Here is a 21,996-nt window from a genome sequence, read left to right on the forward strand (position 1 = left end):
ACCAGGACCTGTTCGCTTACTTCGACCCGCCACGGTTTATCTCGTAGGTCTGCAGATTGCATCGGGCGGCCGTCAGAAGCGGCGCGCTGACGGAGGCTTGCGCCGCCCGTTCGACAAGATCGCCGATGGTATGTTCGCCTTCCGTAGGTCGGCCGTCTTCCATGTCGATGAGCATGGACGGCCCGTATGTCGAGCTCGCTTGTGAAAACAGTCCCGATATTTGAGCAGCAGAATTGAACGCAGGGAGAGGAGGGTGGCCCAACGCAGTCACGACCCGCGTGCATTCGTCGATGACGGCGGAGACGAAGGAGGCCCCCTCGGCAGCCTGCGCGATCGCTCCGGCGCGTGATCGGGTTAGCGAAGCTATTGCTGCGTTGCAGGTGAACCCGAAGAACTTTTCCCACATCAGCACCAGGATGCTTTCCGAGATTTGGACCGGAATGCCACCTGCTTCAAGCGCTGTCTTGATGGCGGTGCAACGGGAGGACAGTCTTCCGTCGAGTTCACCGATCGCGGTGAGGTTGATACGCAGTTGGCTCTGCTGGATCGATCCGTCCGCCATCAGCGCAGCATTGATGATCGTGAGGCAGCCCAGCACGCGCTCCGGACCAAATTTCTCCTTCAGGACGTCGATATGCCGCACGCCGTTCAGCAAGGGGACGATCGCGCTCCCGCTGCTCATGGCCGGGGCGATGGCATCCATGGCCGGGTCGAGATCGTAGGCCTTGCAGCAGAGCAGGACCACGTCGTAGCTGCCGTCCAGCTGGCCTCTCTGAACGACCTTGACCTGAGTGCGCAGTTCGTCGCCGTCCTGTGTTTTTACTATCAGGCCATCGCGTCGAAGCTGAGTCGCACGCGCTGGCCGGACGAGGAACGTAACGTCGGCCCCGCCCCTGATTAGCATGCTGCCAAAGTAACCGCCCAGCGCGCCAGCGCCCAATACGAGATATCGCATCAGCTACCCCGTGTGCTCAAATGCATCAAATATGCCGGGTAGCATTCTGGCTAAGCCCGCCTCGGTCAATACCGGCAAGGCTCCGATTGAGTAAAAAATTCCAGGACCCGGAGACCGGCGCCCGACACTCTGCGAGCACAACGGGATCCTCCGCCAAAAGTTATCTGCGACACCGGAAATTCGGGTATCAACACCGCCGAGGATTGACGACAATGGCCCGCAAGGCCCGTTGATCGATTGAACCAAGCGGAGCAGGCGCGATGTCCAGTCAGCTGTTGGGCCTGGTGGGCCTCGTGTGTGGAGTGATTGTGATGGCCGTGCCAGCCCACGCCGATGCGCTGAAGGATCAGATTGCGCCGACCGGCAAGCTCCGTGTCGCAATCGGGATCAGCCCGGCCGGTGGTGCGTTCTGGTCGACCAGGACCGCGAGCGGCTATGCAGGCGTCCCCGTCGATCTCGGCCGCGAGATGGCGGCGCAACTCGGCGTACCCGTCGAATATGTCGCGTACCAGAATTCCGGCCAGATCACCGACGCCGCGGGCAAGAACAGCTGGGACGTCACTTTCCTGCCGAAGGATCCCGAACGAGAGACCAAAATGACGTTCGGTCCGATCTACGAGGTCGCCGACGCCACCTACATCGTCAGGCCGGGATCGAAGATCACGAATTTCGCCACCCTCGACCAGGACGGCGTCAAGGTCGCCGCCGTCAACAACACCACGACCATGCGCGGCGCGATCGCGCATCTCAAGCACGCCAGGGTCACGGGCTATCAGACCTATGACGAGATCTTCCATCTCCTGGAAAGTGGCGAGGTGGACGCCTTTGCGTTGTCGCGCGACCAGCTGATGGCGATGGCGAAGAAGATCCCGGGCACCCGCGTGCTGGATGAGACCTTCAAGCAGACCGTGACCGCAGTCGCGGTGCCGCTCGACCATCCGCTCGCCGCCGCCTTCGTCACCAGGTTCATGACGGAAGCCCTCGCCAACGGCACCCTGCGCAAGGCCTATGACGATAACGGCCTGAAGGACGCCCCGATCCGGACCCAGACGAAATAGCTCCGATCCCCGCCGGCTCCGGCGAGGCGCCGCCGCAGCGGGGGCCTGCCGTTGTCCGGCTCATTCCGCACTGCGGGGGTGACATCTGGGCAAACTGCCCAAATACGCGGCATCACCGCCAGCGAGGGACCAGAGGGGTGCGCAAAACCCTCGAATTTCAACGTTTTTCGGCGCCGCCTTGGGTGGCGGCCGTTGGCATGTGCATTGCTTTTAATTGTTTCAGTCAATGACGACTGCCGTCCTCCGGACTGCCAAGGCCACCGCCGGCCGAGGCAAAGGGATCAAGGTGACATCCGTCGCCGCGAGCAGCCGTGACCAAAATCTCCGCGAAGGCTTGCGCATCCCTGCCGAGACCGAATGCCCGGCTTTCCTGCCGGGTTGCGGATCGCGGCGCGCGTTCCCGGGCGGACGAGCCTTTCAACCAGCGGCGTCGCGACATCGGCGCTCGAGATTGCTTAGGGGACTTGAAGAATGGCCTACCTCGCTCCTTCCGAATTCGTCACCAAGATGGTCGACGCTGGCGAATCCAAGATCTTCATGTCGACGCGCGACACCGTGATCCGCGCCTACATGGCCGGCGCGATCCTCGCGCTGGCAGCCTGGTTCGCGGTGACGATCAACGTCAACACCGGGCAGCCGATCGTCGGCGCGCTGCTGTTTCCGGTCGGGTTCGTCATGCTTTATCTGCTGGGCTTCGATCTGCTGACCGGCGTGTTCGTGCTCTCGCCGCTCGCGCTGCTCGACAAGCGGCCCGGCGTCACGCTCGGCGGCGTGCTGCGCAATTGGGGCCTCGTGTTCATCGGCAATTTCGGCGGCGCGCTGACAGTGGCGTTCATGATGGCCTTCGTGACGACGTTCGGCTTCACGCAGGATCCCGACAAGGTCGGCATGACCATCGGCAATATCGGCGAGAGCCGGACACTCGGCTACGCGGCCCATGGCGCGGCCGGCATGGCGACGCTGTTCATCCGCGGCATGCTGTGCAACTGGATGGTCTCCACCGGCGTCGTCGGCGCGATGATCTCCACCACGGTCCCCGGCAAGGTGATCGCGATGTGGATGCCGATCCTGGTGTTCTTCTACATGGTGTTCGAGCACTCCGTGGTGAACATGTTCCTGTTCCCGTCCGGCCTGATGCTCCATGCCAAGTTCTCGATCCTGGACTACTTCATCTGGAACGAGATCCCGACCGTGCTCGGCAACCTCGCCGGCGGTCTCGCCTTCACCGGCCTGACGCTCTACACGACGCATGTGAAGACGGCGCCGAGCCGCGATCGCGAGCGTCTCGCGGCTTGATCTCGACACGCATCCGGGTCTCTCCTGCAGGGGAGGGACCCGGAAAGCTCTTGCGAAGCGATGCCGCGCACACTGAAAATCTCGGTCGGGCAGTTTTCTGATAAGGGCCGCAAGGACACCAATCAGGATTTTCATGGAGTGCTGATCCCCGAGGAGCCGTTGCTCGGGCTCAAGGGCATCGCGGTGGTGCTTGCCGACGGCATCTCCTCGAGCACCTTCGGCCGCGTCGCCGCCGAATCCGCGGTCAAGGGATTCCTCACCGACTATTACTGCACATCGGAATCCTGGTCGGTGAAGACCTCGGCGCAGCGGGTGCTGGAGGCGACCAATTCCTGGCTGCATGCGCAGACCAGGCGCAGCCAGAATCCTTACGACAAGGACAAGGGCTATGTCTGCACCCTGAGCGCCATGGTGATCCGGTCGACCACGGCGCATCTGTTCCATGTCGGCGACAGCAGGATCTACCGCGTCTCCGGCAGCAGCCTCGAGCAACTGACCAATGACCACCGCGTCGTGATCTCTTCGGAGCAGAGCTATCTCGGCCGGGCGCTCGGCGTGAACCCGCAGCTTGAGATCGACTACCAGAACTTCCGGCTCGAGCGCGGCGACATCTTCCTGCTGGTCACCGACGGCATCTACGAGCATGTGCCGCCGCGGCAGCTCGCGCGCACGATCCTCGACGCCGCCGCTGATCTCGACAAGGCCGCGAAGTCGATCGTCGCGCAGGCGTTCGAGCACGGCAGCCAGGACAATCTCACCGCGCAGATCATCCGCATCGACGAACTGCCCGACGGCGACGCGCGCGAGGTGTTCGGGCAGGGTACGGAATTGCCGCTGCCGCCGTTGCTCGAGGCACGCATGCGCTTCGACGGCTACCGCGTCGTGCGCGAGCTGCACGGCTCGAGCCGCAGCCACATCTATCTCGCGGTCGACGAGGAGTCCGGCACCACCGTCGCAATCAAGATCCCGTCGATCGACCTGCGCGACGATCCGGCCTACCTGAAGCGTTTCATGATGGAGGAATGGGTCGCCCGGCGCATCGACAGCCCGCATGTGTTGAAGCCCTGGCTGCCGCAGCGCCGGCGCAACTTCCTCTATGTCACCACGGAATATATCGACGGCCAGACGCTCAGGCAGTGGATGATCGACAATCCCGCTCCCGACCTGGAGATCGTGCGCGACATCACCGAGCAGATCGCCAGAGGCCTGCGCGCCTTCCACCGCAAGGAGATGCTGCATCAGGACGTCAGGCCCGACAACATCATGATCGACAGGACCGGAACGGTGAAGATCATCGATTTCGGCTCAACCCGGATATCAGGTGTCACCGATGCGGCGCCGTCCGGCGCCGAGGACATCCTCGGCACCCAGCAATACACCGCGCCGGAATATTTCTGCGACGAGCGCGGCACAGTTCGATCCGACCTGTTCTCGCTCGGCGTCATCACCTATCAAATGCTGACGGGGCGTTTGCCCTACGGCGCCCAGATCGCCCGTGCCCGCACGCGATCTGATTTCAACCGGCTGGTCTACGGCCCCGCCACCCACAGCGGGCGCGACATTCCGACCTGGGTCGACGGCGCGCTGGAGCGCGCCGTGCATCCCAATCCGCTCAAGCGCTACGACAGTTTCTCGGAATTCCTGTTCGACCTGCGCAACCCGAACGCAAAATACCTGACGACGTCGTCGGCCCCGCTGATCGAGCGCAACCCGGTGCTGTTCTGGAAGTCGACGACGTTGCTGCTGGCGCTCGTCATCATTGTTCTGCTCGCCTACGGTGCGCATCATTTTCGGTGAGGATGGACGAAGCCCGTCCCCATCATTGCTTCGTCGCTTCGCTCGCTGGCAATGAAGGTGGGAAGCCGCGCGGGCAACCTAATGCGTTGCGCTCGCCGGGATCGGATCCAGCCCGCTCTTGACCAGCGTGTCATGCGCCTCTGACGAGGCGAAGAAGCTGATCAGCGCCTTGCCGGCCTCCGGCTCCTTCGAGGCGGTGGCAATGCCGGCGGAGAACACCGTGATCTTCTGCAGGCTATCCGGCAGCGGACCCACGATATCGATGCCAGCGACGGGCTTGAGCTCGCTGATCTGCTGGAAGCCGATCTCGGCTTCGCCCTTGGCGACGATCTCGCCGACAGGCGTTGCAGGAATCTGCCGTGCCTTGCCCTTCATCTGGTCGAGGATACCGAGCTTCGAGAACATTTCGGTCGAGACATAGACGCCGCTGGCGCTGTCGGAATAGGCGATCGTTTTCGCCGCCAGCAACGCCTGCTTGACCGACTCTGCCGAAGTGATGTCCGGCTTCGGCGCGCCTGTCTTGACCGCGACGCCGATCGGCGACTTGACGAGGTCGACGCGGCTGGAGGCCTCCACCTTGCCCTGCTTGATGAGGTCGCCGAGCGCGTATCCGACCATGATCAGCACGTCCGCCGGCTCGCCGCGCTCCAGCCGCACCGGAATGGCGTTTGTGGTGGTGCCCATCGATGGCCCGAAGGCGGTGACGACCTTGTGCCCGGTCTTGCGCTCGAACTCCGGCACCAGCGCCTTGTAGGCCGCCGTCAGCCCGCCCGAGATCATGACGTGGACTTCGGCGGCGGAGGCAGCCGAGGTGAGGGCGAGGGCGCTGAGAAAGGCGAGCGCGAAGGTGCGGAAGGCAGGGCGGCGCATGGAGGTTTCTCCCGGGACGATTCTTGGAAGCGAGGGGGTCGTCGTGGCGGGGAGACTATCGTTGGGAAAGGGGCGTGACTAGGCGTTCGGCCTATCCGTCATTTCACATCGTCGGATGCATGGATTGCCGCCGTTTTCGCCAAGGCTTCGGCGGACAAGTCAGGTCGCTCGCAATGACGTCGATAGAGCGATCACAGAACGCGAGATTCCGCAGCCCGGATGGAGCGCAGCGAAATCCGGGGCCTGCTTCTCCGCGGAAACGCTTTCCCGGATTGCGCTTCGCTCCATCCGGGCTACGGAAGAGCGCAAGCCCTCTCACGAATTCACGTGCACGAAATCGCGCAGCAGCGGATAGATCTCGTTGTTCCAGCGTTTTCCGGAGAACACGCCGTAATGACCGACGCCGGCCTGCATGTGGTGCACCTTGCGATAGGTCCGCACCCCCGTGCAGAGGTCCTGGGCTGCGAGCGTCTGGCCGATCGAGCAGATATCGTCCTTCTCGCCCTCGACCGTCATCAGCCCCATGCGCTTGATCGCGGCCGGGTTCACCGGGCGGCCGCGATGCATCAACCGGCCCTGCGGCAGCAGATGCTCCTGGAATACGTCGCGCACGGTCTCGATGTAGAATTCCGCCGGCAGGTCCATGACTGCGAAATATTCGTCGTAGAATGTCCTGATCACCTCGGCCTTGTCGGTCTCGCCCTTGGCAATGTGCCGGGCGAGGTCGATGTGCTGCTTGATGTGCCGCTCGAGGTTCATCGAGACGAAGGCTGTAAGCTGCACGAAGCCGGGATACACCTTGCGGAGCGCGCCGCGACACTGCATCGGCACGTAGTTGATCAGGTTGTGCTCGAACCACTCGATCGGCTTGGCCTTGGCGAATTCATTGACCTTGGTCGGCTGGATCCGGGTGTCGATCGGTCCGGCCATCAGCGTCAGCGAGGCGGGCCGGGCGGGATGGTTATCCTCCGACATCACGGCCGCCGCCGCCAGCGCCGAGACCGAGGGCTGGCAGATCGCCACCATATGCGCGCGGGGGCCGAGCTTGTCGAGGAAGTCGATCAGGTGGTCGGTGTAGTCCTCCAGCCCGAAGCGGCCGGCGTCGCGCGGGATATCGCGCGGATTGTGCCAGTCGGTGATGTAGACGTCGTGGTCCTGCAGCAGCGTTTTCACGGTGCCGCGCAACAGCGTCGCGAAATGCCCGGACATCGGCGCCACCAGCAGCAGCCGCGGCTGCTCCGGCCCGTCCACCTTCCTGAAATGCAGCAGGGAGCCGAACGGCGTCGCGTAGGCGACCTCTTCGGTGACCTGCAATTCCCTGTTGCCGACCACGACGCTGCCGATCGCGTAGTCCGGACGGGTGTAGGTGAGGGTGGAGCGGGAGATCAATTCGAGTGCGGCGGCAAGCCGGCCGAACACCCGGTCGGAGACGCCCTGCGGCACCAGGTTGAGGTATTTCAGCGCCGCTGCGGCCCCGGACCGCCAGGGCGCCGTGAGGTCCATGTGGTTCTGATAGGCTTGGTACATCATTGACATCATACGCCATCCGCCCTTGCCCGGCTGGCCATGCAATATCGACGCCAGAGCGGAGGCAGGCCGCCCGGCAAATTGGCACGTCGCTTGCTGCAAAACCGACCGGTGCCCGGGTCTTCGGCTCGGGTCTGGGCTCAAGTGCCGGGCGTGCAGGCGTGAGGAATGGGCATGGCGACAACGACACTCACCATCAGCAGCAAGAACTACTCGTCCTGGTCCCTGCGCGGCTGGCTGCTGGCGAAGTTCTCCGGCCTCGACTTCGAGGAGGTCGTCACCGCTCCCGATGACGCCTCGGCCCGTGCCGAGCTGTTGCTGCTGTCGTCCTCGATCCTGGTGCCCTGCCTGCGCCATGACGGCGCTACCGTCTGGGACACGCTGGCGATCGCGGAATATCTCAACGAACTCGTGCCGCAGGCCGGCCTGCTGCCGGAGGACCGGGTGCAGCGCGCGCATTGCCGCTCGATCTCGGGTGAAATCCATTCCGGTTTCACGACCCTGCGCGCCTCGCTGCCGGTCAACCTCAAGGGGCACTTTCCCGGCTTCAAGATCTGGTCGCGCGCGCAGGCAGATATCGACCGGGTCTGCACCATCTGGCGCGACTGCCTCGCCGGATCGGGCGGGCCGTTCCTGTTCGGCGAGCGCCGCACCATGGCGGATGCGATGTATGCGCCCGTGGTCACCCGCTTCATGACCTATGATGTGAAACTCGAGCCGCTTCTTGCGGCCTATGCCAAGACCATCATGACGATGCCCGAGATGCTCGAATGGATCGAGGCGGCCAAGGCCGAGCCCGCCGATGTCGAGGAGCTCGAGGTCGAATATTAGGCAGTCCGTTGCCCGACCTCTCCGCAGCGGCGGCTCACGCGCCGGGCAGGCGTTGCTCAGGCGATGTGCCACCAGCGGCGCCTTTCGGCGGCCGCGCGGATCATGCCGTGAAGCCACACGGTATCAGCAGAACGCGAATTCACGCTTTACGGCAAATGCTTCCGCGGATAGGGCCATGGCGCGGGCGCTGGATCGCCGCAGTGCAGCGCGGCTGGCAAGGATTTCGCATGGCAGTCGCGAAGCTGTGACCGCGACGATGCGACGCTGCCGAAAATTTGGACGCCGAGCCGCGCCGCGATCTCGCTGATACGAGAACCGTGGAGGCTCCGATGAACCAACCAGCCGTCGTCAGTAAATTCTCCCACGTCAAACCCGGTGACACCGAGTTCAAGGGCGGGGGTCTGCGCGACTTCTTCCTGTATCGCGATCTCGGGATTGCCGACGCCACCGGCGGGCAGGTGATCTGCCATCTGGTCAAGGCCAATCCCGACCTGCCGCCGGAAGTGGGCACCGGCTGGCACAAGCATCTTTGCGAGTTCCAGATCGTCATCATGACCAAGGGCTGGGCGCGCTTCATGTACGAGGACAAGGAGACGCTGGTCCAGGCCGGCGACGTCGTGCATCAGCGTCCCGGCATCACCCACTACCTGTTCGATTACTCCAAGGACATGGAATACCTCGAAATCGTCAGCCCTGCCGATTTCAAGACCATCGACGTCGATCCGGGCACCGACAAGGTGCCTCCGCCCACGCCCTGGGCGTGAGTGCAATAGGAGCTGCCATGTCGTCAGCGGAAGAATTAACCTTTGTCGTCGGCCGCTGGGTGCGGCCGATCGTCATGCTTCTGTATGTGGTGCGCCGTCTCGGCCTCATGGCCACATCTAGCCGTGAACAACGGAGTACGGCGCTCAATCAGTGATTCGGACGCGGTTCGTTCCAGCCGCGTTCCGATTCTTAAGAAGACAGGTGGTCGCGTCGCGTTTTGAAACAGCGCAGCGGGCTTCAGGCCACGCCCGCTGGCTTCTCGGCCTTGTCGCGCGGCATGCGCCAGGCGATGACATTGGCCTCCAGCGCGCCGCCGGTCGCGTCATTGCGCCACTGGCCGTCGACAAAGCGGCAGGCGAACGGCAGCTGATACGTTCCGCTGTGATCCTCACAAAGCACTTCCACGCGCTGGTTGGGTGAAGGCTCGCCATTGCCATCGAACTGCGCCAGCCGTTTTTCGCGGGTTGCCATGTGATTTGTCTCCGGTGCCCAAGGTCGAGCCAAAAGGGATCGAACCAAATAAGTTCCCAAGCTCCCGTCCCAACACGGGAGTTTCGTCATCCCCAAGCACACCGCTTGAATGCGGTTTCAGTGTGGTATGTCTGCCGTGCTTTCCGCGCCGCATGCACAAAGCTGTGAACGGCGCGCCTGGTTGGGGATGGTGATGATCGCTCGTCTGGTTGTTCGTGTGGCTCCTGCCGTGGGCCTTGCAATGTTGATGCCGCTCGCGCTCGGCGTCGGCGGACGTGCCGGCGCGCAGGATGTTCCCGGTATCGAGATCTGCACCGTCGAGAAAACCATGGAGCGGCGCACCAGCTGCCTGCAAAGCAATGTCGACTTCCTGCAGAAGACGATCAGCAAGCTCACATCGGATCATCAGCAGAAGCTGGATGCGGCTAATCGCCAGATCGAAACTCTGAAGGGCACGGTCGCGAGCTTGCAGAAGCTCGTCGCGGATCTGCAGACCGCGCAGGGCAAGCTCGCCGACGATCTGAAGAAGAAAGCCGACGCATCGCCGGCGAAGGATGCCGTGCCCGCAGCGAAGGAGAGCGCGAAGTAGGTCCCGTCATTGCGAGGAGCCCGCGACAGAATTGCAATGCGTTGACCCGACCAAGCAATCCATCTCTCCTCACTCGTGGACAGGTGGATTGCTTCTGAGGCCCGGAATGCGCTCACGCCACCCGATATTGCTGCATCACATCCCTGTCCGGCTCGTAGCCCAGTCCCGGCCCCTGCGGCACGGCGACGTGGCCGCTCTCGTCGACGTCGATGCGGCCACCCCACAGACAGGCCGGGCGATTCATGAAGAACATTTCGATCAGGCCGGCATCGCGGATCGCCATCAGGTGCAGGGTGGCGAGGAAGCCGGGCCCGAAATAGGGCGAGTGCGGAATGACCTGAACGCCACGCTGGTCGGCGAGCTCGGCCACTGCAAGGAATTCGGTGATGCCACCGACCTTGATCACCGAGGGCTGGGCGTGGCTGACGGCACCGGCCTCGATCATCTGGCGGAATTGATGCACGGTGCAGGCGTTCTCGCCGGCGGCGATGTCGAGCCCGCCCTGCTTGCGCACCTCGGCCAATGTCGCAAAATCCTCAGGCGGCCAGACCGGCTCCTCCAGGAACATGGGTGCGGACGCTCTGCAATCATGGGCGAAGCGGATCGCGGCCGGCCCATCGAGCGGGCAGTTCATGTCGACCATCAGCGGCACGCCGGTGCCGATCGCCTTGCGCGCGGCGGCGACCGCAGGCACCGTGGTTTCGTGCAGCTTGATCGCGGAATAGCCTGACTGGATCGCCTTGCTGCATTCGCCCGCGATCTGCTCCGGCACCCCGATCCGCATCAGGCTCGCATAGGCCGGAATCGTGGTGCGCTTCGCGCCGCCGATCAACCGGTGCAGCGGCACGCCCTTCACCTTGCCGGCGAGATCCCACAGCGCGATGTCGAGCGCCGAGATCGCGAACATCGTGATGCCGTAGCGGCCGAACAGATGCAGATTGCGCTGAACCTGCTCCATCGCGGCGGGAATTGCCGTGGCGTCCGGCACCTCGAGGCCACGTGCCTGCGGTGCGATCATCTCGGTCACCGCCATGCAGCTCGTCTTCGGGCAGACATAGGCGAAGGCATCGCCCCAGCCGGTCAGGCCGCCATCGGTCGAGACCTCGACCACGACCATGTCGAGCGCGGAGATCGCGGAGGCGCCCTGGCGGAAGCTCGCAGGCCCTGCGTCATAGGGGATGCGGATATGGTGGGCGCGGACGTCGGTGATTTTCATCGTTGTTGCCCTCTCTCGCGCAAGTGCCACCGGATCGTCATTGCGAGGATGCGACGAAGCAATCCATTCGTCCTCCTGCGAGCAGGCAACGGATTGCTTCGCGTCGTTCGCAATGACGGCAGACGCCTGGCCGGAGCCCTACGCGCCCTTCTCGCCGCTCATCATCGGGCCGAACAGCTCCCAGCTCTCGCCCTTGAACCGCATCATCTGCAGCTGCTCGATCGGCGCGAAGTCATCGGCGCTGGTCTTGATCTTGGTGCCCGGCAGGAAGATGCCGATCTCGAAGTTCATGCTGGCTGCCTGCTTCATCACGTTGGCGCGGGTCAGGTTGTCACCGCACTGCTTGAGCACGTGCTCGAGACCCTTGGCAACGCCGTAGCCGAACACGGTCGCGGCGTCGTCCTGGTCGCCTTCGGGATACCACTTGGTCATGAAGGCGCGCCATTCGACCATCGCCGGGTCGTTCTTCCAGCCGGGATCCTTGGGATCCTTCAGGTACTGCGTGGACAGCACGCCCTGGCTCGCCTCATACCCGGCCGGCTTCATCACGCCACCGATCGAGGCGGAAACGTTGGTCAGGAACTGCACCGGATGCCAATCGAGCTCCGCGACCTTCTTGATCGCCTGCGCGGCGAATTTGGGCGTCGCGATGTTGATGAAGATGTCCGGATTGGCGCCCTTGATCTGCACGATCTGCGAGTCGACCGTCGGCGACGACGTCTCGTAGGATGATTCGATCACGATCAGCTTCTTGGCTTCGTCGCCGAGCCCTTCCTGCAGGCCGATCAGGTAGTCCTTGCCGAAATCGTCGTTCTGGTAGAGCACGCCGATCGTCTTGCCCGGATAGTTCTTGAGGATGTACTTGGCGTAGATGCGCGCCTCGACCTGGTAGCTGGGTTGCCAGCCCATGGTCCACGGGAAGTCCTTCGGGTCGTTCCACTTGGCGGCGCCGGTCGAGACGAAAAGCTGCGGCACCTTCTTGGCGTTCATGTATTTCTGGATCGCCGAGTTGCCGGGCGTGCCCAGCGGGTTGAAGATCAACAGCACCTCGTCGCTCTCGACCAGCTTGCGCGCCTGCTCGACCATCTTGGGAGGCGAGTAGGCGTCGTCATAGGAGATGAAGCTGATCTTGCGACCATTGATGCCGCCTTCGCTGTTGACCTTCTTGAAATAGGCCGCTTCGGTCTTGCCGATGGTGGCGTAGGCGGAGGCCGGGCCCGAATAGGGCATGATGTTGCCGATCTTGATCTCGGTGTCGGTCGCGCCCGGATCGTAGGCTTTTTGCGCATTGGCTGCGCCTGCGACGCCGATTGCAAGGCATCCCGCAAGCGCAGCGGATCGGGCATAGCTCAAGAGTCGCTGGTGCATCATTGTCCTCCCTGACATGCTGGCCGCGGCTCATGCAGTCTTGATTGTGGGGCAGCTTGGGTGAGCCGTCGGATCGATGCAGCGTCAAGTATGCATGGTTGCGGCCATGTTACCAGCGATGCCTTCGGAGTAGATTTCCGTGGAGCGGAACCGCAAGGACTGTCAAATGCCACGTGCAGCACGCGAGCATGATGTGAGTGCTTCGAAAGAGAGTTGTTGCGGATGAATCCAGCCCAGAAAGCGCTCTGGTATATCGAGAGCCATCTCGGCACGGCGTTGACGCTCGACGAGATTTCGACGATCGCCGGCGTTTCGCGCTTTCATCTTGTCCGCGCATTCGCGGAGGCAACGGGATTTTCGGTCATGCGCTATGTGCGTGCGCGTCGACTCAGCGAGGCGGCGCACCAGCTCGCCGCGGGCGCGCCCGATATCCTGACCCTGGCGCTGGATGCGGATTACGGCTCCCACGAAGCATTCACCCGCGCGTTCCGCGACCATTTCGGTGTCACGCCCGAGACGGTCCGCGCGACGACGTGCCTGAAGAAGCTCAAGCTGCAGGAGCCGATCACCATGATCTCGACAGCCCTCGATCATATCGACCCGCCGCGCGTTGCTCACGGCAAGGCGTTCCTCGTCGCCGGTATCGGCGAGCGCTACAATCATGCGAACGGCTCTACCGCCGGCATCCCGAACCAGTGGCATGAATTCCATATGCAGCACGCCGCGATTCCGCGGCCCGTCGGCAAGATCGCCTATGGCGTCTGTTGCAACGGCGACGATGCCGGCAATTTCGATTACATCGCCGGCCTCGAGGTCGCAGATTTCTCCGACCTGCCGCGCGAATTCGCCCGCGTCCGGATTCCCGAGCAGAAATACCTCGTCTTCACCCATGCGGACCACATCTCGACCATCCGCCGCACCGTCAACACGATCTGGAATCGGTGGCTGCCGCAGTCCGGCATGAAGGTCGCCGATGCGCCGAACTTCGAGCGCTATGACGAGAAATTCGATCCGAGCACCGGCTATGGCGGATTGGAGATCTGGGTGCCGGTGGTCTAGACAATGCGCGGGTGATGACACCGTGCAAGTGCCGGGCAGCGTTGCGCCCGCGATTGCTTGGCAAGGCGGAACGACTTTGCCATAACGGGGCGAAACAACATGTTGCGCGTGCGGGACCCCTGGACTCCGCCGGCAGCCAACGAGCCGGGAGGATGCCATGGCCAATATCCGTGTTCTCGCCACTGATCTCGAGTTTCCTGAAGGTCCGGTCGTCATGCCCGACGGGTCGGTCGTGCTGGTCGAGATCCGAGGCCAGCGTCTGACCCGGGTCTATCCCGACGGCCGCAAGGAAATCGTGGCGAAGGTGCCGGGCGGCCCGAACGGCGCGGCGCTCGGCCCGGACGGCAAGATCTATGTCTGCAACAATGGCGGCTTCTCATGGATCCCGACCGGCAAGATGATCATGCCGGGACCGCAGCCGGGAGATTATCTGGGCGGCTCGATCCAGCGCGTCGACCTGCAATCCGGCAAGGTCGAGTCCGTGGTGACGAAATGCGGCGAGCATGAGCTGCGCGGGCCGAACGATCTGGTGTTCGACCGCCAGGGCGGGCTGTGGTTCTCCGATCTCGGCAAGCGCCGCGCCCGCGACATGGATGTCGGCGCGTTCTATTATCTGAAGCCGGGCATGAGCGAGATCGTCGAGGCCGTGCACGGCGTGCTGCCGGCCAACGGCATCGGGCTGTCGCCGGACGAAAAGACCGTCTACATCGCGGAAACCCCGACCGCGCGGCTTTGGGCCTACGAGCTCTCGGAGCCCGGTGTGGTCAAGCCGCGCGACGTGATCTATCGCGGCGAGCGCGGCAAGCCGATCGCAGGCCTCGGCGGCTATCAGATGTTCGACTCGCTGGCGGTGGAAGCGAGCGGAAATGTCTGCGTCGCGACGCTGGTCTCTGGCTGTATCTCGGTGATCGCGCCCGACGGCGCCCTGGTCGAGCAGGTGCCGACCGGTGACCGTGTCACCACCAACATCGCCTTCGGCGGCCCCGAGCTGAAAACCGCCTACATCACGCTGTCGGGCAAGGGCGAACTGATCGCGATGGACTGGCCGCGGCCCGGATTGCCGCTCAACTTCTTGAACAAATGATGTAACAACGTCATTGCGGGCGAAGCGAGGCAATCCGTGCTTCAACATGTGCGGAGCGATGGATTGCTTCGGTCATCGCTCCTCGCAATGACGGAAAGGACGACAGAATGCCCTGGCTTGAACCGGTGACCCTGCGCGGCGAGCATGCGCGGCTTGAGCCGCTGTCGCACGATCAGATCGAGGGACTGACCGACGCCGCTGAGGACGGCGAGCTGTGGAAGCTCTGGTACACCTCGATTCCGAAGCCGGAGAACATGAAGAAGGAGATCGACCGCCGGCCGGGCTTGCAGGCGGCCGGCTCGATGCTGCCGTTCACGGTGTTCGACGCCGCCGGCCAAATCTCGGGCATGACCACCTACATGAATGTCGACACGCCGAACCGCCGGGTCGAGATCGGCTCGACCTGGTACGCCAGGCGTGTGCAGCGCAGCGCGGTCAATACGCAGTGCAAGCTGCTGCTGCTCACCCATGCGTTCGAAACGCTCGATTGCATCGCGGTGGAATTCCGCACGCACTTCTTCAATCATCAGAGCCGCCGCGCCATCGAGCGCCTCGGCGCCAAGCAGGACGGCATCCTGCGCAGCCACCAGATCTCGCCCAACGGCTCGTTGCGCGACACCGTGGTTTACAGCATCATCGCCAGCGAATGGCCGACAGTGAAGGCCCATCTCGACTATCAGCTCAACGAAAAGGCGCGCTGACCGCGACGTCAGCGCCAGAAACGAGACGATGGAAACGTTCGATTATGTGATCATCGGCGCAGGCTCCGCGGGGAGCGTGCTGACCAACCGCCTGAGTGACGACGCTGCGATGCGCGTCTGCGTGCTGGAGGCGGGGCCGAGCGACTGGCATCCCTACATCCATTTGCCGGCCGGCTTCATCAAGACCTTCCACATGAAGAGCGTGAACTGGGCCTACCAGCAGGAGGTCGGTCCCTACACCGGAGGGCGCAGCATCTATGCGCCGCGCGGCAAGACGCTGGGCGGCTCATCCTCGATCAACGGCCATATCTACAACCGCGGCCAGCGCCAGGATTTCGACACCTGGGCACAGCTCGGCAATCGCGGTTGGGGCTATCCCGACGTGCTGCCCTATTTCCGGCGGATGGAGCGGCGGATAGGCGAGGGCGACGACACCTATCGTGGCCGCGACGGCAATCTCACAGTCACCACCATGGACTGGCAGGACCCGCTCTGCGAAGCCTTCATGAACGGCGCCGTCAGCCTCGGCATTCCGCGCAACCCCGACTACAACGGCCAGATCCAGGAGGGCGTCTCCTATTGCCAGCGCACCATCCAGAATGGATTGCGGGTCAGCGCGGCAACCGCCTATCTGCATCCGGCGCGCAAGCGGCCGAATGTCGACGTGCGCACCCATGCGCACGTCACCGGCATCATCTTCGAGGGCAAGCGCGCGGTCGGCGTTCGCTACAATCGCGGCGGCAAATACGGCGATCCGCTGGAGATCCGCGCCACCAAGGAGGTCATCCTCTCCGGTGGCGCCTACAACTCGCCGCAGCTGTTGCAGCTCTCCGGCGTCGGTTCGCCTGATCTGTTGAGGTCGCACGGCATCGAGGTGCGCCACGCGCTGCCGGGTGTCGGTGAGGGCTTGCAGGACCACTACGCGCCGCGCTCGGTGGCGCGGGTCAAGAATATCAGGACCATCAACGAGCTGCGCCGCGGCCTCAGTCTCTGGGTCGAGGCGCTGAAATGGGCGACGACGCGGCGCGGCTTGCTGTCGCTGTCGCCGACCATGGTCTACTGCTTCTGGCGCTCGGGGGAGACGACCGAGAGCTCGGATTTGCAGCTCACCTTCACGCCGGCGAGCTACAAGGAGGGCGTGCAGGGCCAGCTCGAGGACGAGCCCGGCATGACGGTTGCCTCCTGGCAGCAGCGGCCGGAGAGCCGCGGCTACGTCCGCATCCGCTCGGCCGATCCGTTCCAGCCGCCGATCATCCAGACCAACTATCTCACCGAAGAGCTCGACCGCCGCGTCGTCGTCGCCGGCATGAGGCTGGCGCGGCGGCTGCTCGCCTCCGATCCGCTCAAGCCGTATTTCGCCTACGAGGATTTTCCGGGCCCGAAGGTGCAGAGCGACGACGAATTCCTCGCCGCCGCGACCGAGCGCGGCACCACGACCTTCCATCCCGGCTGCACCTGCCGGATGGGGCCTGCGAATGCGTCCTGGGCCGTGGTCGACGACCAGCTTCGCGTCCACGGCATGGAGGGCCTCCGCGTGATCGACGCCTCGATCATGCCGCGGATGATCTCGGCTAATCTCAATGCGTCGACGCTGATGATCGCCGACAAGGCCTCCGACATGATCCGCGGCAAGACGCCGGAGGCGGCGGCGAAACTGCCGGAATATGCGTGAGGGGTTTCGCTATCGCCCCGCGTGCGGGGAGAGGTCGAAATTCGCGAGACGCGAATTTCGGGTGAGGAGACCGTCCACGCACTGAGTTCGTTGAGGGTCCCCCTCATCCCGACCTTCTCCCCGCAAGCGGGGAGAAGGGCAAGATCAGGAGCTCAGCCGTAGACGAACGCCTTGTCCTTCAGGTCGATCGCCGGGAATTCGTCCTTCTCCGCCCAGTAGTCCTGGTTGTGCTGCCATTCCGGCTTGTCGCCGCGCTTCGGCAGCAGGTGCATGCCGCGCATCATGTATCCGGGGTTGAAATTCTCCGGATCGATCCACGGCAGCAGCGGCATGTTGTGATCCTCGGGCCGCAGCGCCGGCGTTACCTTGTTCGCGCCGGTCTCCTTCATGTGGTTGAGCATGCGGCAGACGAAGTCGGCGACGAGGTCGACGCGCAAAGTCCAGCTGGCGCGGAAATAGCCGAACACCCAGACCAGGTTCGGCACGCCGGTGAACATCATGCCGCGATAGGTCACGGTGTCCTTGAAATCGAGCGGCTTGCCGTCGATCTCGAAGTCGATATCGCCGTTGGCCGAGAGATGAAAGCCGGTCGCGGTGATGATGATGTCGGCCTCGAGTTCCTTGCCGGACTTCAGCAGGATGCCCTTCTCGGTGAAGCGGTCGATCTCGTCGGTGACGACGGACGCCTTACCGCCCTTGATGGCATGGAAGAGGTCGGCATCGGGGACGAAGGCGATGCGCTGTCGCCACGGCCGGTAGCTCGGCGTGAAGTGCGTCGCGATATCGTAGTCCTTGCCGAGAACGGCCTCGACCGCCGCCAGCAGATCCTTCTTGGCGCCCTCGGGGTCGACAAACGTGCGCTTGGTGAAGGCGTCCTGCTCGAACAGGATCTTGCGGCGGGTGATCTCGTGGATCCAGTGCTCGTCGACCTGCAGCCTGCGCAGCTCCTCGGCGATCTCGATCGCGTTGCGGCCGGTGCGGAAATAGGTCGGCGAGCGTTGCAGCATGGTGACGTGGCCGGCATCGTCGGCCATCGCCGGGATCAGCGTCGCGGCGGTGGCGCCGGAGCCGATCACGACCACGCGCTTGCCCTTGTAGTCGAGATCCTCGGGCCATTTCTGCGGATGGATGATCGGGCCCTTGAACTTCGCCATGTCGGTCCATTCGGGGGTGTAGCCCTCGGCATGGCGGTAATAGCCCTGGCACATCCAGAAGAAGTTGGTGGTGAAGCGCAGCCGCTCGCCGGTGTCGATCCTGACAGCATCGATGGTCCAGAGATTGGTCTCGTTCGACCATTTCGCCGCGGTGATGGTGTGGCGATAGCGGATGTGGCGTGCGAGATCGTTCTCCTCGATCACCTCGCCCATGTATTTCAGGATCTCGGCTGCGCTCGCGATCGGCGCGCTGGTCCACGGCTTGAAGCGATAGCCGAACGTGTGCAGGTCACTGTCGGAGCGTATCCCGGGATAGCGGTGGGTGGACCAGGTGCCGCCGAACGTCTTCTGCGTCTCCAGCACCACGAAGCTGGTGCCCGGGCATTGCGTCGTGAGGTGATAGGCGGCGCCGACGCCGGAGATGCCGGCGCCCGCGACCAGGACGTCGAAATGCTCTGTGGTGACGGGCTCGGCGGCCCGGATCTGGGTCTGGACGTTCATCTTCCCTGTCTTCTTGTTGGTTCGGACGTGGACGCAAAACGCCGGAGCGAGGGCCCCGGCGGTTGCCGATCTCGGAACTAGACTTCGCGGCGGCTCAGGAACGCCAGCCGCTCGAACAGATGCACGTCCTGCTCGTTCTTGAGCAGCGCGCCGTGCAGCGGCGGGATCAGCTTGCGCGGATCGCGCTCGCGCAGCATCTCGGGGGTGATGTCCTCGTTCAGGAGCAGCTTGAGCCAGTCGAGCAACTCGGAGGTCGAGGGCTTCTTCTTCAGGCCCGGCACCTCGCGCACCTCGAAGAAGATGCGCAGCGCTTCTTCCACCAGGCGTTTCTTGATGCCGGGGAAGTGCACGTCGACGATCTTGCCCATGGTGTCGGCGTCGGGGAACTTGATGTAGTGGAAGAAGCAGCGGCGCAGGAACGCGTCCGGAAGCTCCTTCTCGTTGTTCGATGTGATCATCACGATAGGGCGAAGCTTCGCCTTGATGTTCTCGCCCGTCTCGTAGACGTGGAACTCCATGCGATCGAGCTCGAGCAGGAGGTCGTTGGGGAATTCGATGTCGGCCTTGTCGATCTCGTCGATCAGGAGCACCGGACGCTTCTCATGGGTGAAGGCGTCCCACAGCTTGCCGCGCTTGATGTAGTTCTTGATGTCCGAGACCCTGGCGTCGCCGAGCTGGCTGTCGCGCAGGCGCGACACCGCGTCATATTCGTAGAGTCCCTGCTGCGCCTTGGTGGTCGACTTGATGTGCCAGGTCAAAAGCGGCGCGTCGATCGCCTTGGCGACTTCCTCGGCCAGCACGGTCTTGCCGGTGCCGGGCTCGCCCTTCACCAGCAGCGGGCGCTCGAGCACGATGGCGGCATTGACGGCGACCTTGAGGTCATCGGTGGCGACGTAGTCCTTGGTTCCCGTGAATTTCATCTATCTGTTTGCCTTGGTTCGTTCGCGGGACGCCTCGGCCTCCACACGAAAAGACCGCTCTCGCAGCGGTCACTTGTCCTGTCCAATGTCTTGTCACATACAATTCTAGTTGAAAAAGCCGGGCGGTCTAGCGCGGATTCCGCAGCGCAGCGGTACCAGGGCGGCGGCCCGTGCATAGTATGTCAGGCGTACTGTTTCCGCCCTGCGGAATGACCGCCGCCCGTGAGCGAGGAGGCAAGCACGGTACGATTGCGTCCCGAGTGCTTGGCCTCGTAAAGGGCGGCATCGGCCTCGCCGAGCAGGGCGGCCTCATCGGCGGTCGTGGCCGTGCGGCTCGCGATGCCGAGACTGATCGAGACCACGCCACAATCCGCGGCCGGGTTGGCGATCGCGAGCGAGCGCACAGCGAGACGCATGACTTCCGCAACCATGAACGCGCCTTGTTCGCCGACGCCGGGCAGGATCACCGCGAACTCCTCGCCGCCATAGCGCGCCGCCAGCGCCGACGTGCTGTCGGTGGCGTCTGCGATCACGCGGGCCACGCGACGCAGGCATTCATCGCCGGCCTGATGGCCGTTGCTGTCGTTGAAGCCCTTGAAGTGGTCGATATCGATCATGATGATGGAGATCTGCTCTCGGTCGCGGAATTCCCGCGGCAGCGCATTGTCGAAGCTGCGCCGGTTGGCGAGCCCGGTCAGGCCATCGGTGGTCGCAAGTTCGGCGAGGCGCACATTCAGGGCGTTGAGTTCGTCCTCCATCTTGCGCCGCTCGGACACGTCGCGCAGTACGCCGACGACCTCGATGGCGCGGTGATCATCCGCCGCGCCGGCAAGCTTGAAGTTGATCTCGACCCAGATCTCGGACCTGTCGGCGCGGAAGGTCCTGAACTGCACGGTCTTGGTCGTGGTCCAGTCCCTCAATTCCGATGTGGCCCGCGTCACGTCGGCGAGGTTGTCGCGATGCACGAACTCGAAGCAGGATTTGCCGATCAGTTCGTCGGCCTTGAGGCCGAGGATGGTCTCGACGGACTGCGACACGAACAGGAAGTAGCCGTTGCGGTCGAGCAGGATCACGACGTCGGCGATGTTGTCGGCAAGCAGCCGGTAGCGCGCCTCGCGCTCGCGCAGCATCCGCGCGACCGTCGCGCGCTTGCCGAATTCCTTCGCAAGCAGGATCGCAAACAGGACGACGCTTCCCATCAGGATCACGGCGACAAGCAGGTCGTTCTTCAAGTCCTCATGCCACGCGGCGAGGACCTGCTCTTCCGGCAGCGCCACGGTGACCACGATCGGGTATTGGGACGCGCGCTCGAAGCCGAGATATTTATCGCGCCCGTCGAACGGCGACGTGGTCTTGGTATAGCCGGCTCGATCCTGCTCGATCGCGGCCCTGAAGTCCGCGGAGACCTCCCTGTTCCATCTGCCTGCCGGCCAGTGCGCGAGAACGACGCCATCGAGGCGAAGCAGGGTGATTCCCGCGTGCGGACCGAATTTGAAGGCCTGGTAGAAGTTGTCGAAGTAGCGGCTCTCGATGGTCGCGAACAACACGCCGCCGAAGCTGCCGTCTTCCCTGGTGATGCGGCGCGAGAGCACGATGGTCGGCTGACCGGTCAGGCGCGATTGCAGCGGCTCGCTGATGTGCAGCGACGGATCGGGCGAATCCCGATGCGCGATGAAGTAGTCGCGGTCCGCATTGTTGTGCGCCGGCAGCTCCGCGGCGGACGAATAGATCCTGACGCCGTCGGGATCGATCACGCCGATTTCCCCGATCTGCGGCAGCGCGTCGGCTGTCTTGCGCAGCGCCGCGTTGAAGCGGTCGACGCGCGGCTTCTGATATTTCAGGAGGTCGACCATGGCGCTCATGGCCACATCGATGGCCTGGATCGAATGCGAGGCCTGCTCGGCCAGCGAATGGGTGAGATTGCGGATGTCGCGTTCACCCTGGGCCAGCGCCATCGTTCGCGCCTCGACCCCCTTCCAGACCAGGAGCCCCAGCACGCAGACGCTCATCGCCGTCACCACGGCCGCGACGATCGCGGTCGGCGAAAACAGTTTCGGCAGCTTGGAGTTAGTGCTGGGCAAGGCGGCCGGGTCCAGGGGCGTCGTGTAGCCTACTTTGATCAACGTTCCATCTTAACGTCACGTTTCAGGGGCGCAGACCGA

At 63.6% G+C, this 21,996-nt stretch carries 20 protein-coding genes; 11 read left to right on the plus strand and 9 right to left on the minus strand.

Annotation, left to right across the window (positions count from 1 at the left end; translation table 11 throughout):
• Positions 1 to 16: 16 nt before the first annotated feature.
• Positions 17 to 955: a ketopantoate reductase family protein gene (locus tag JQ586_RS00625; protein WP_212392536.1), complete on the minus strand. Its 939-nt coding sequence runs from the start codon at positions 953 to 955 to the stop codon at positions 17 to 19.
• Positions 956 to 1,266: 311 nt separating this feature from the next.
• Here JQ586_RS00625 and JQ586_RS00630 point away from each other — a divergent pair, with 311 nt between their 5' ends.
• The 3 genes from JQ586_RS00630 (at position 1,267) to JQ586_RS00640 (ending at position 5,106) form a co-directional block, all read left to right on the plus strand.
• Positions 1,267 to 2,013, plus strand: coding sequence for a transporter substrate-binding domain-containing protein (locus JQ586_RS00630; protein WP_212392537.1), 747 nt, complete (start codon positions 1,267 to 1,269; stop codon positions 2,011 to 2,013).
• 471 nt (positions 2,014 to 2,484) lie between these two features.
• A complete protein-coding gene (locus JQ586_RS00635) occupies positions 2,485 to 3,309 on the plus strand; it encodes a formate/nitrite transporter family protein (protein WP_212392538.1) in 825 nt (274 codons plus the stop codon).
• Positions 3,310 to 3,369: 60 nt separating this feature from the next.
• Positions 3,370 to 5,106, plus strand: a complete 1,737-nt coding sequence (locus tag JQ586_RS00640; RefSeq protein ID WP_212392539.1) for a bifunctional protein-serine/threonine kinase/phosphatase — start codon at positions 3,370 to 3,372, stop codon at positions 5,104 to 5,106.
• Positions 5,107 to 5,184: 78 nt separating this feature from the next.
• Here JQ586_RS00640 and JQ586_RS00645 read toward each other — a convergent pair whose 3' ends face one another.
• Positions 5,185 to 5,976 (minus strand): extracellular solute-binding protein, encoded by a 792-nt coding sequence (locus JQ586_RS00645; RefSeq protein WP_212392540.1) that lies wholly within the window; start codon positions 5,974 to 5,976, stop codon positions 5,185 to 5,187.
• A 315-nt stretch (positions 5,977 to 6,291) separates the two neighbouring features.
• Positions 6,292 to 7,515: a polyhydroxyalkanoate depolymerase gene (locus JQ586_RS00650; protein ID WP_212392541.1), complete on the minus strand. Its 1,224-nt coding sequence runs from the start codon at positions 7,513 to 7,515 to the stop codon at positions 6,292 to 6,294.
• 162 nt (positions 7,516 to 7,677) lie between these two features.
• Here JQ586_RS00650 and JQ586_RS00655 point away from each other — a divergent pair, with 162 nt between their 5' ends.
• The 3 genes from JQ586_RS00655 (at position 7,678) to JQ586_RS00665 (ending at position 9,253) form a co-directional block, all read left to right on the plus strand.
• Positions 7,678 to 8,334 (plus strand): glutathione S-transferase family protein, encoded by a 657-nt coding sequence (locus JQ586_RS00655; RefSeq protein WP_212392542.1) that lies wholly within the window; start codon positions 7,678 to 7,680, stop codon positions 8,332 to 8,334.
• A 329-nt stretch (positions 8,335 to 8,663) separates the two neighbouring features.
• On the plus strand, positions 8,664 to 9,098 hold the full coding sequence (locus JQ586_RS00660; RefSeq protein WP_212392543.1) for a cupin domain-containing protein: 435 nt from the start codon (positions 8,664 to 8,666) through the stop codon (positions 9,096 to 9,098).
• Positions 9,099 to 9,115: 17 nt separating this feature from the next.
• Complete coding sequence (locus JQ586_RS00665; protein WP_212392544.1) at positions 9,116 to 9,253, plus strand: hypothetical protein; 138 nt, start codon at positions 9,116 to 9,118, stop codon at positions 9,251 to 9,253.
• An 83-nt stretch (positions 9,254 to 9,336) separates the two neighbouring features.
• On the opposite strand, the gene JQ586_RS00670 is transcribed toward JQ586_RS00665, so the two are convergent.
• Positions 9,337 to 9,570, minus strand: coding sequence for a hypothetical protein (locus tag JQ586_RS00670; RefSeq protein ID WP_212392545.1), 234 nt, complete (start codon positions 9,568 to 9,570; stop codon positions 9,337 to 9,339).
• A gap of 241 nt (positions 9,571 to 9,811) precedes the next feature.
• On the opposite strand from JQ586_RS00670, the gene JQ586_RS00675 reads away from it, so the two are divergent.
• Positions 9,812 to 10,159, plus strand: coding sequence for a hypothetical protein (locus JQ586_RS00675; RefSeq protein ID WP_212392983.1), 348 nt, complete (start codon positions 9,812 to 9,814; stop codon positions 10,157 to 10,159).
• Positions 10,160 to 10,271: 112 nt separating this feature from the next.
• On the opposite strand, the gene JQ586_RS00680 is transcribed toward JQ586_RS00675, so the two are convergent.
• Both JQ586_RS00680 and JQ586_RS00685 read right to left on the minus strand, forming a co-directional pair.
• Positions 10,272 to 11,375 (minus strand): mandelate racemase/muconate lactonizing enzyme family protein, encoded by a 1,104-nt coding sequence (locus tag JQ586_RS00680; protein WP_212392546.1) that lies wholly within the window; start codon positions 11,373 to 11,375, stop codon positions 10,272 to 10,274.
• A 138-nt stretch (positions 11,376 to 11,513) separates the two neighbouring features.
• A complete protein-coding gene (locus JQ586_RS00685; protein ID WP_212392547.1) occupies positions 11,514 to 12,746 on the minus strand; it encodes an ABC transporter substrate-binding protein in 1,233 nt (410 codons plus the stop codon).
• Positions 12,747 to 12,965: 219 nt separating this feature from the next.
• Between JQ586_RS00685 and JQ586_RS00690 the strand changes: the two genes are divergently transcribed.
• The 4 genes from JQ586_RS00690 (at position 12,966) to JQ586_RS00705 (ending at position 17,259) form a co-directional block, all read left to right on the plus strand.
• Complete coding sequence (locus tag JQ586_RS00690) at positions 12,966 to 13,802, plus strand: AraC family transcriptional regulator (protein ID WP_212392548.1); 837 nt, start codon at positions 12,966 to 12,968, stop codon at positions 13,800 to 13,802.
• A 157-nt stretch (positions 13,803 to 13,959) separates the two neighbouring features.
• Positions 13,960 to 14,886 (plus strand): SMP-30/gluconolactonase/LRE family protein, encoded by a 927-nt coding sequence (locus JQ586_RS00695; protein WP_212392549.1) that lies wholly within the window; start codon positions 13,960 to 13,962, stop codon positions 14,884 to 14,886.
• A gap of 107 nt (positions 14,887 to 14,993) precedes the next feature.
• Positions 14,994 to 15,587: a GNAT family N-acetyltransferase gene (locus JQ586_RS00700; RefSeq protein WP_212392550.1), complete on the plus strand. Its 594-nt coding sequence runs from the start codon at positions 14,994 to 14,996 to the stop codon at positions 15,585 to 15,587.
• Positions 15,588 to 15,615: 28 nt separating this feature from the next.
• Positions 15,616 to 17,259 (plus strand): GMC family oxidoreductase, encoded by a 1,644-nt coding sequence (locus tag JQ586_RS00705; protein WP_212392551.1) that lies wholly within the window; start codon positions 15,616 to 15,618, stop codon positions 17,257 to 17,259.
• A 152-nt stretch (positions 17,260 to 17,411) separates the two neighbouring features.
• Here JQ586_RS00705 and JQ586_RS00710 read toward each other — a convergent pair whose 3' ends face one another.
• From JQ586_RS00710 to JQ586_RS00720, 3 genes are all read right to left on the minus strand, one after another.
• Positions 17,412 to 18,914, minus strand: coding sequence for an NAD(P)/FAD-dependent oxidoreductase (locus JQ586_RS00710; protein WP_212392552.1), 1,503 nt, complete (start codon positions 18,912 to 18,914; stop codon positions 17,412 to 17,414).
• A gap of 77 nt (positions 18,915 to 18,991) precedes the next feature.
• Entirely contained in the window at positions 18,992 to 19,834 is an 843-nt protein-coding gene (locus JQ586_RS00715; RefSeq protein ID WP_212392553.1) for a MoxR family ATPase, read from the minus strand.
• A 182-nt stretch (positions 19,835 to 20,016) separates the two neighbouring features.
• Positions 20,017 to 21,915, minus strand: a complete 1,899-nt coding sequence (locus tag JQ586_RS00720) for a diguanylate cyclase (RefSeq protein WP_249147173.1) — start codon at positions 21,913 to 21,915, stop codon at positions 20,017 to 20,019.
• Between the last annotated feature and the right edge of the window lie 81 nt (positions 21,916 to 21,996).

The organism is Bradyrhizobium jicamae (genome assembly GCF_018130215.1).
Taxonomy (GTDB): Bacteria; Pseudomonadota; Alphaproteobacteria; order Rhizobiales; family Xanthobacteraceae; genus Bradyrhizobium; species Bradyrhizobium jicamae_A.

Bases quoted from the DNA above. Each gene is read 5' to 3' on its own strand.
- JQ586_RS00625 (WP_212392536.1), bottom strand. From the start codon at position 955: ATGCGATATCTCGTATTGGGCGCTGGCGCGCTGGGCGGTTACTTTGGC.
- JQ586_RS00630 (WP_212392537.1), top strand. From the start codon at position 1,267: ATGGCCGTGCCAGCCCACGCCGATGCGCTGAAGGATCAGATTGCGCCG.
- JQ586_RS00635 (WP_212392538.1), top strand. From the start codon at position 2,485: ATGGCCTACCTCGCTCCTTCCGAATTCGTCACCAAGATGGTCGACGCT.
- JQ586_RS00640 (WP_212392539.1), top strand. From the start codon at position 3,370: ATGCCGCGCACACTGAAAATCTCGGTCGGGCAGTTTTCTGATAAGGGC.
- JQ586_RS00645 (WP_212392540.1), bottom strand. From the start codon at position 5,976: ATGCGCCGCCCTGCCTTCCGCACCTTCGCGCTCGCCTTTCTCAGCGCC.
- JQ586_RS00650 (WP_212392541.1), bottom strand. From the start codon at position 7,515: ATGATGTCAATGATGTACCAAGCCTATCAGAACCACATGGACCTCACG.
- JQ586_RS00655 (WP_212392542.1), top strand. From the start codon at position 7,678: ATGGCGACAACGACACTCACCATCAGCAGCAAGAACTACTCGTCCTGG.
- JQ586_RS00660 (WP_212392543.1), top strand. From the start codon at position 8,664: ATGAACCAACCAGCCGTCGTCAGTAAATTCTCCCACGTCAAACCCGGT.
- JQ586_RS00665 (WP_212392544.1), top strand. From the start codon at position 9,116: ATGTCGTCAGCGGAAGAATTAACCTTTGTCGTCGGCCGCTGGGTGCGG.
- JQ586_RS00670 (WP_212392545.1), bottom strand. From the start codon at position 9,570: ATGGCAACCCGCGAAAAACGGCTGGCGCAGTTCGATGGCAATGGCGAG.
- JQ586_RS00675 (WP_212392983.1), top strand. From the start codon at position 9,812: ATGTTGATGCCGCTCGCGCTCGGCGTCGGCGGACGTGCCGGCGCGCAG.
- JQ586_RS00680 (WP_212392546.1), bottom strand. From the start codon at position 11,375: ATGAAAATCACCGACGTCCGCGCCCACCATATCCGCATCCCCTATGAC.
- JQ586_RS00685 (WP_212392547.1), bottom strand. From the start codon at position 12,746: ATGATGCACCAGCGACTCTTGAGCTATGCCCGATCCGCTGCGCTTGCG.
- JQ586_RS00690 (WP_212392548.1), top strand. From the start codon at position 12,966: ATGAATCCAGCCCAGAAAGCGCTCTGGTATATCGAGAGCCATCTCGGC.
- JQ586_RS00695 (WP_212392549.1), top strand. From the start codon at position 13,960: ATGGCCAATATCCGTGTTCTCGCCACTGATCTCGAGTTTCCTGAAGGT.
- JQ586_RS00700 (WP_212392550.1), top strand. From the start codon at position 14,994: ATGCCCTGGCTTGAACCGGTGACCCTGCGCGGCGAGCATGCGCGGCTT.
- JQ586_RS00705 (WP_212392551.1), top strand. From the start codon at position 15,616: ATGGAAACGTTCGATTATGTGATCATCGGCGCAGGCTCCGCGGGGAGC.
- JQ586_RS00710 (WP_212392552.1), bottom strand. From the start codon at position 18,914: ATGAACGTCCAGACCCAGATCCGGGCCGCCGAGCCCGTCACCACAGAG.
- JQ586_RS00715 (WP_212392553.1), bottom strand. From the start codon at position 19,834: ATGAAATTCACGGGAACCAAGGACTACGTCGCCACCGATGACCTCAAG.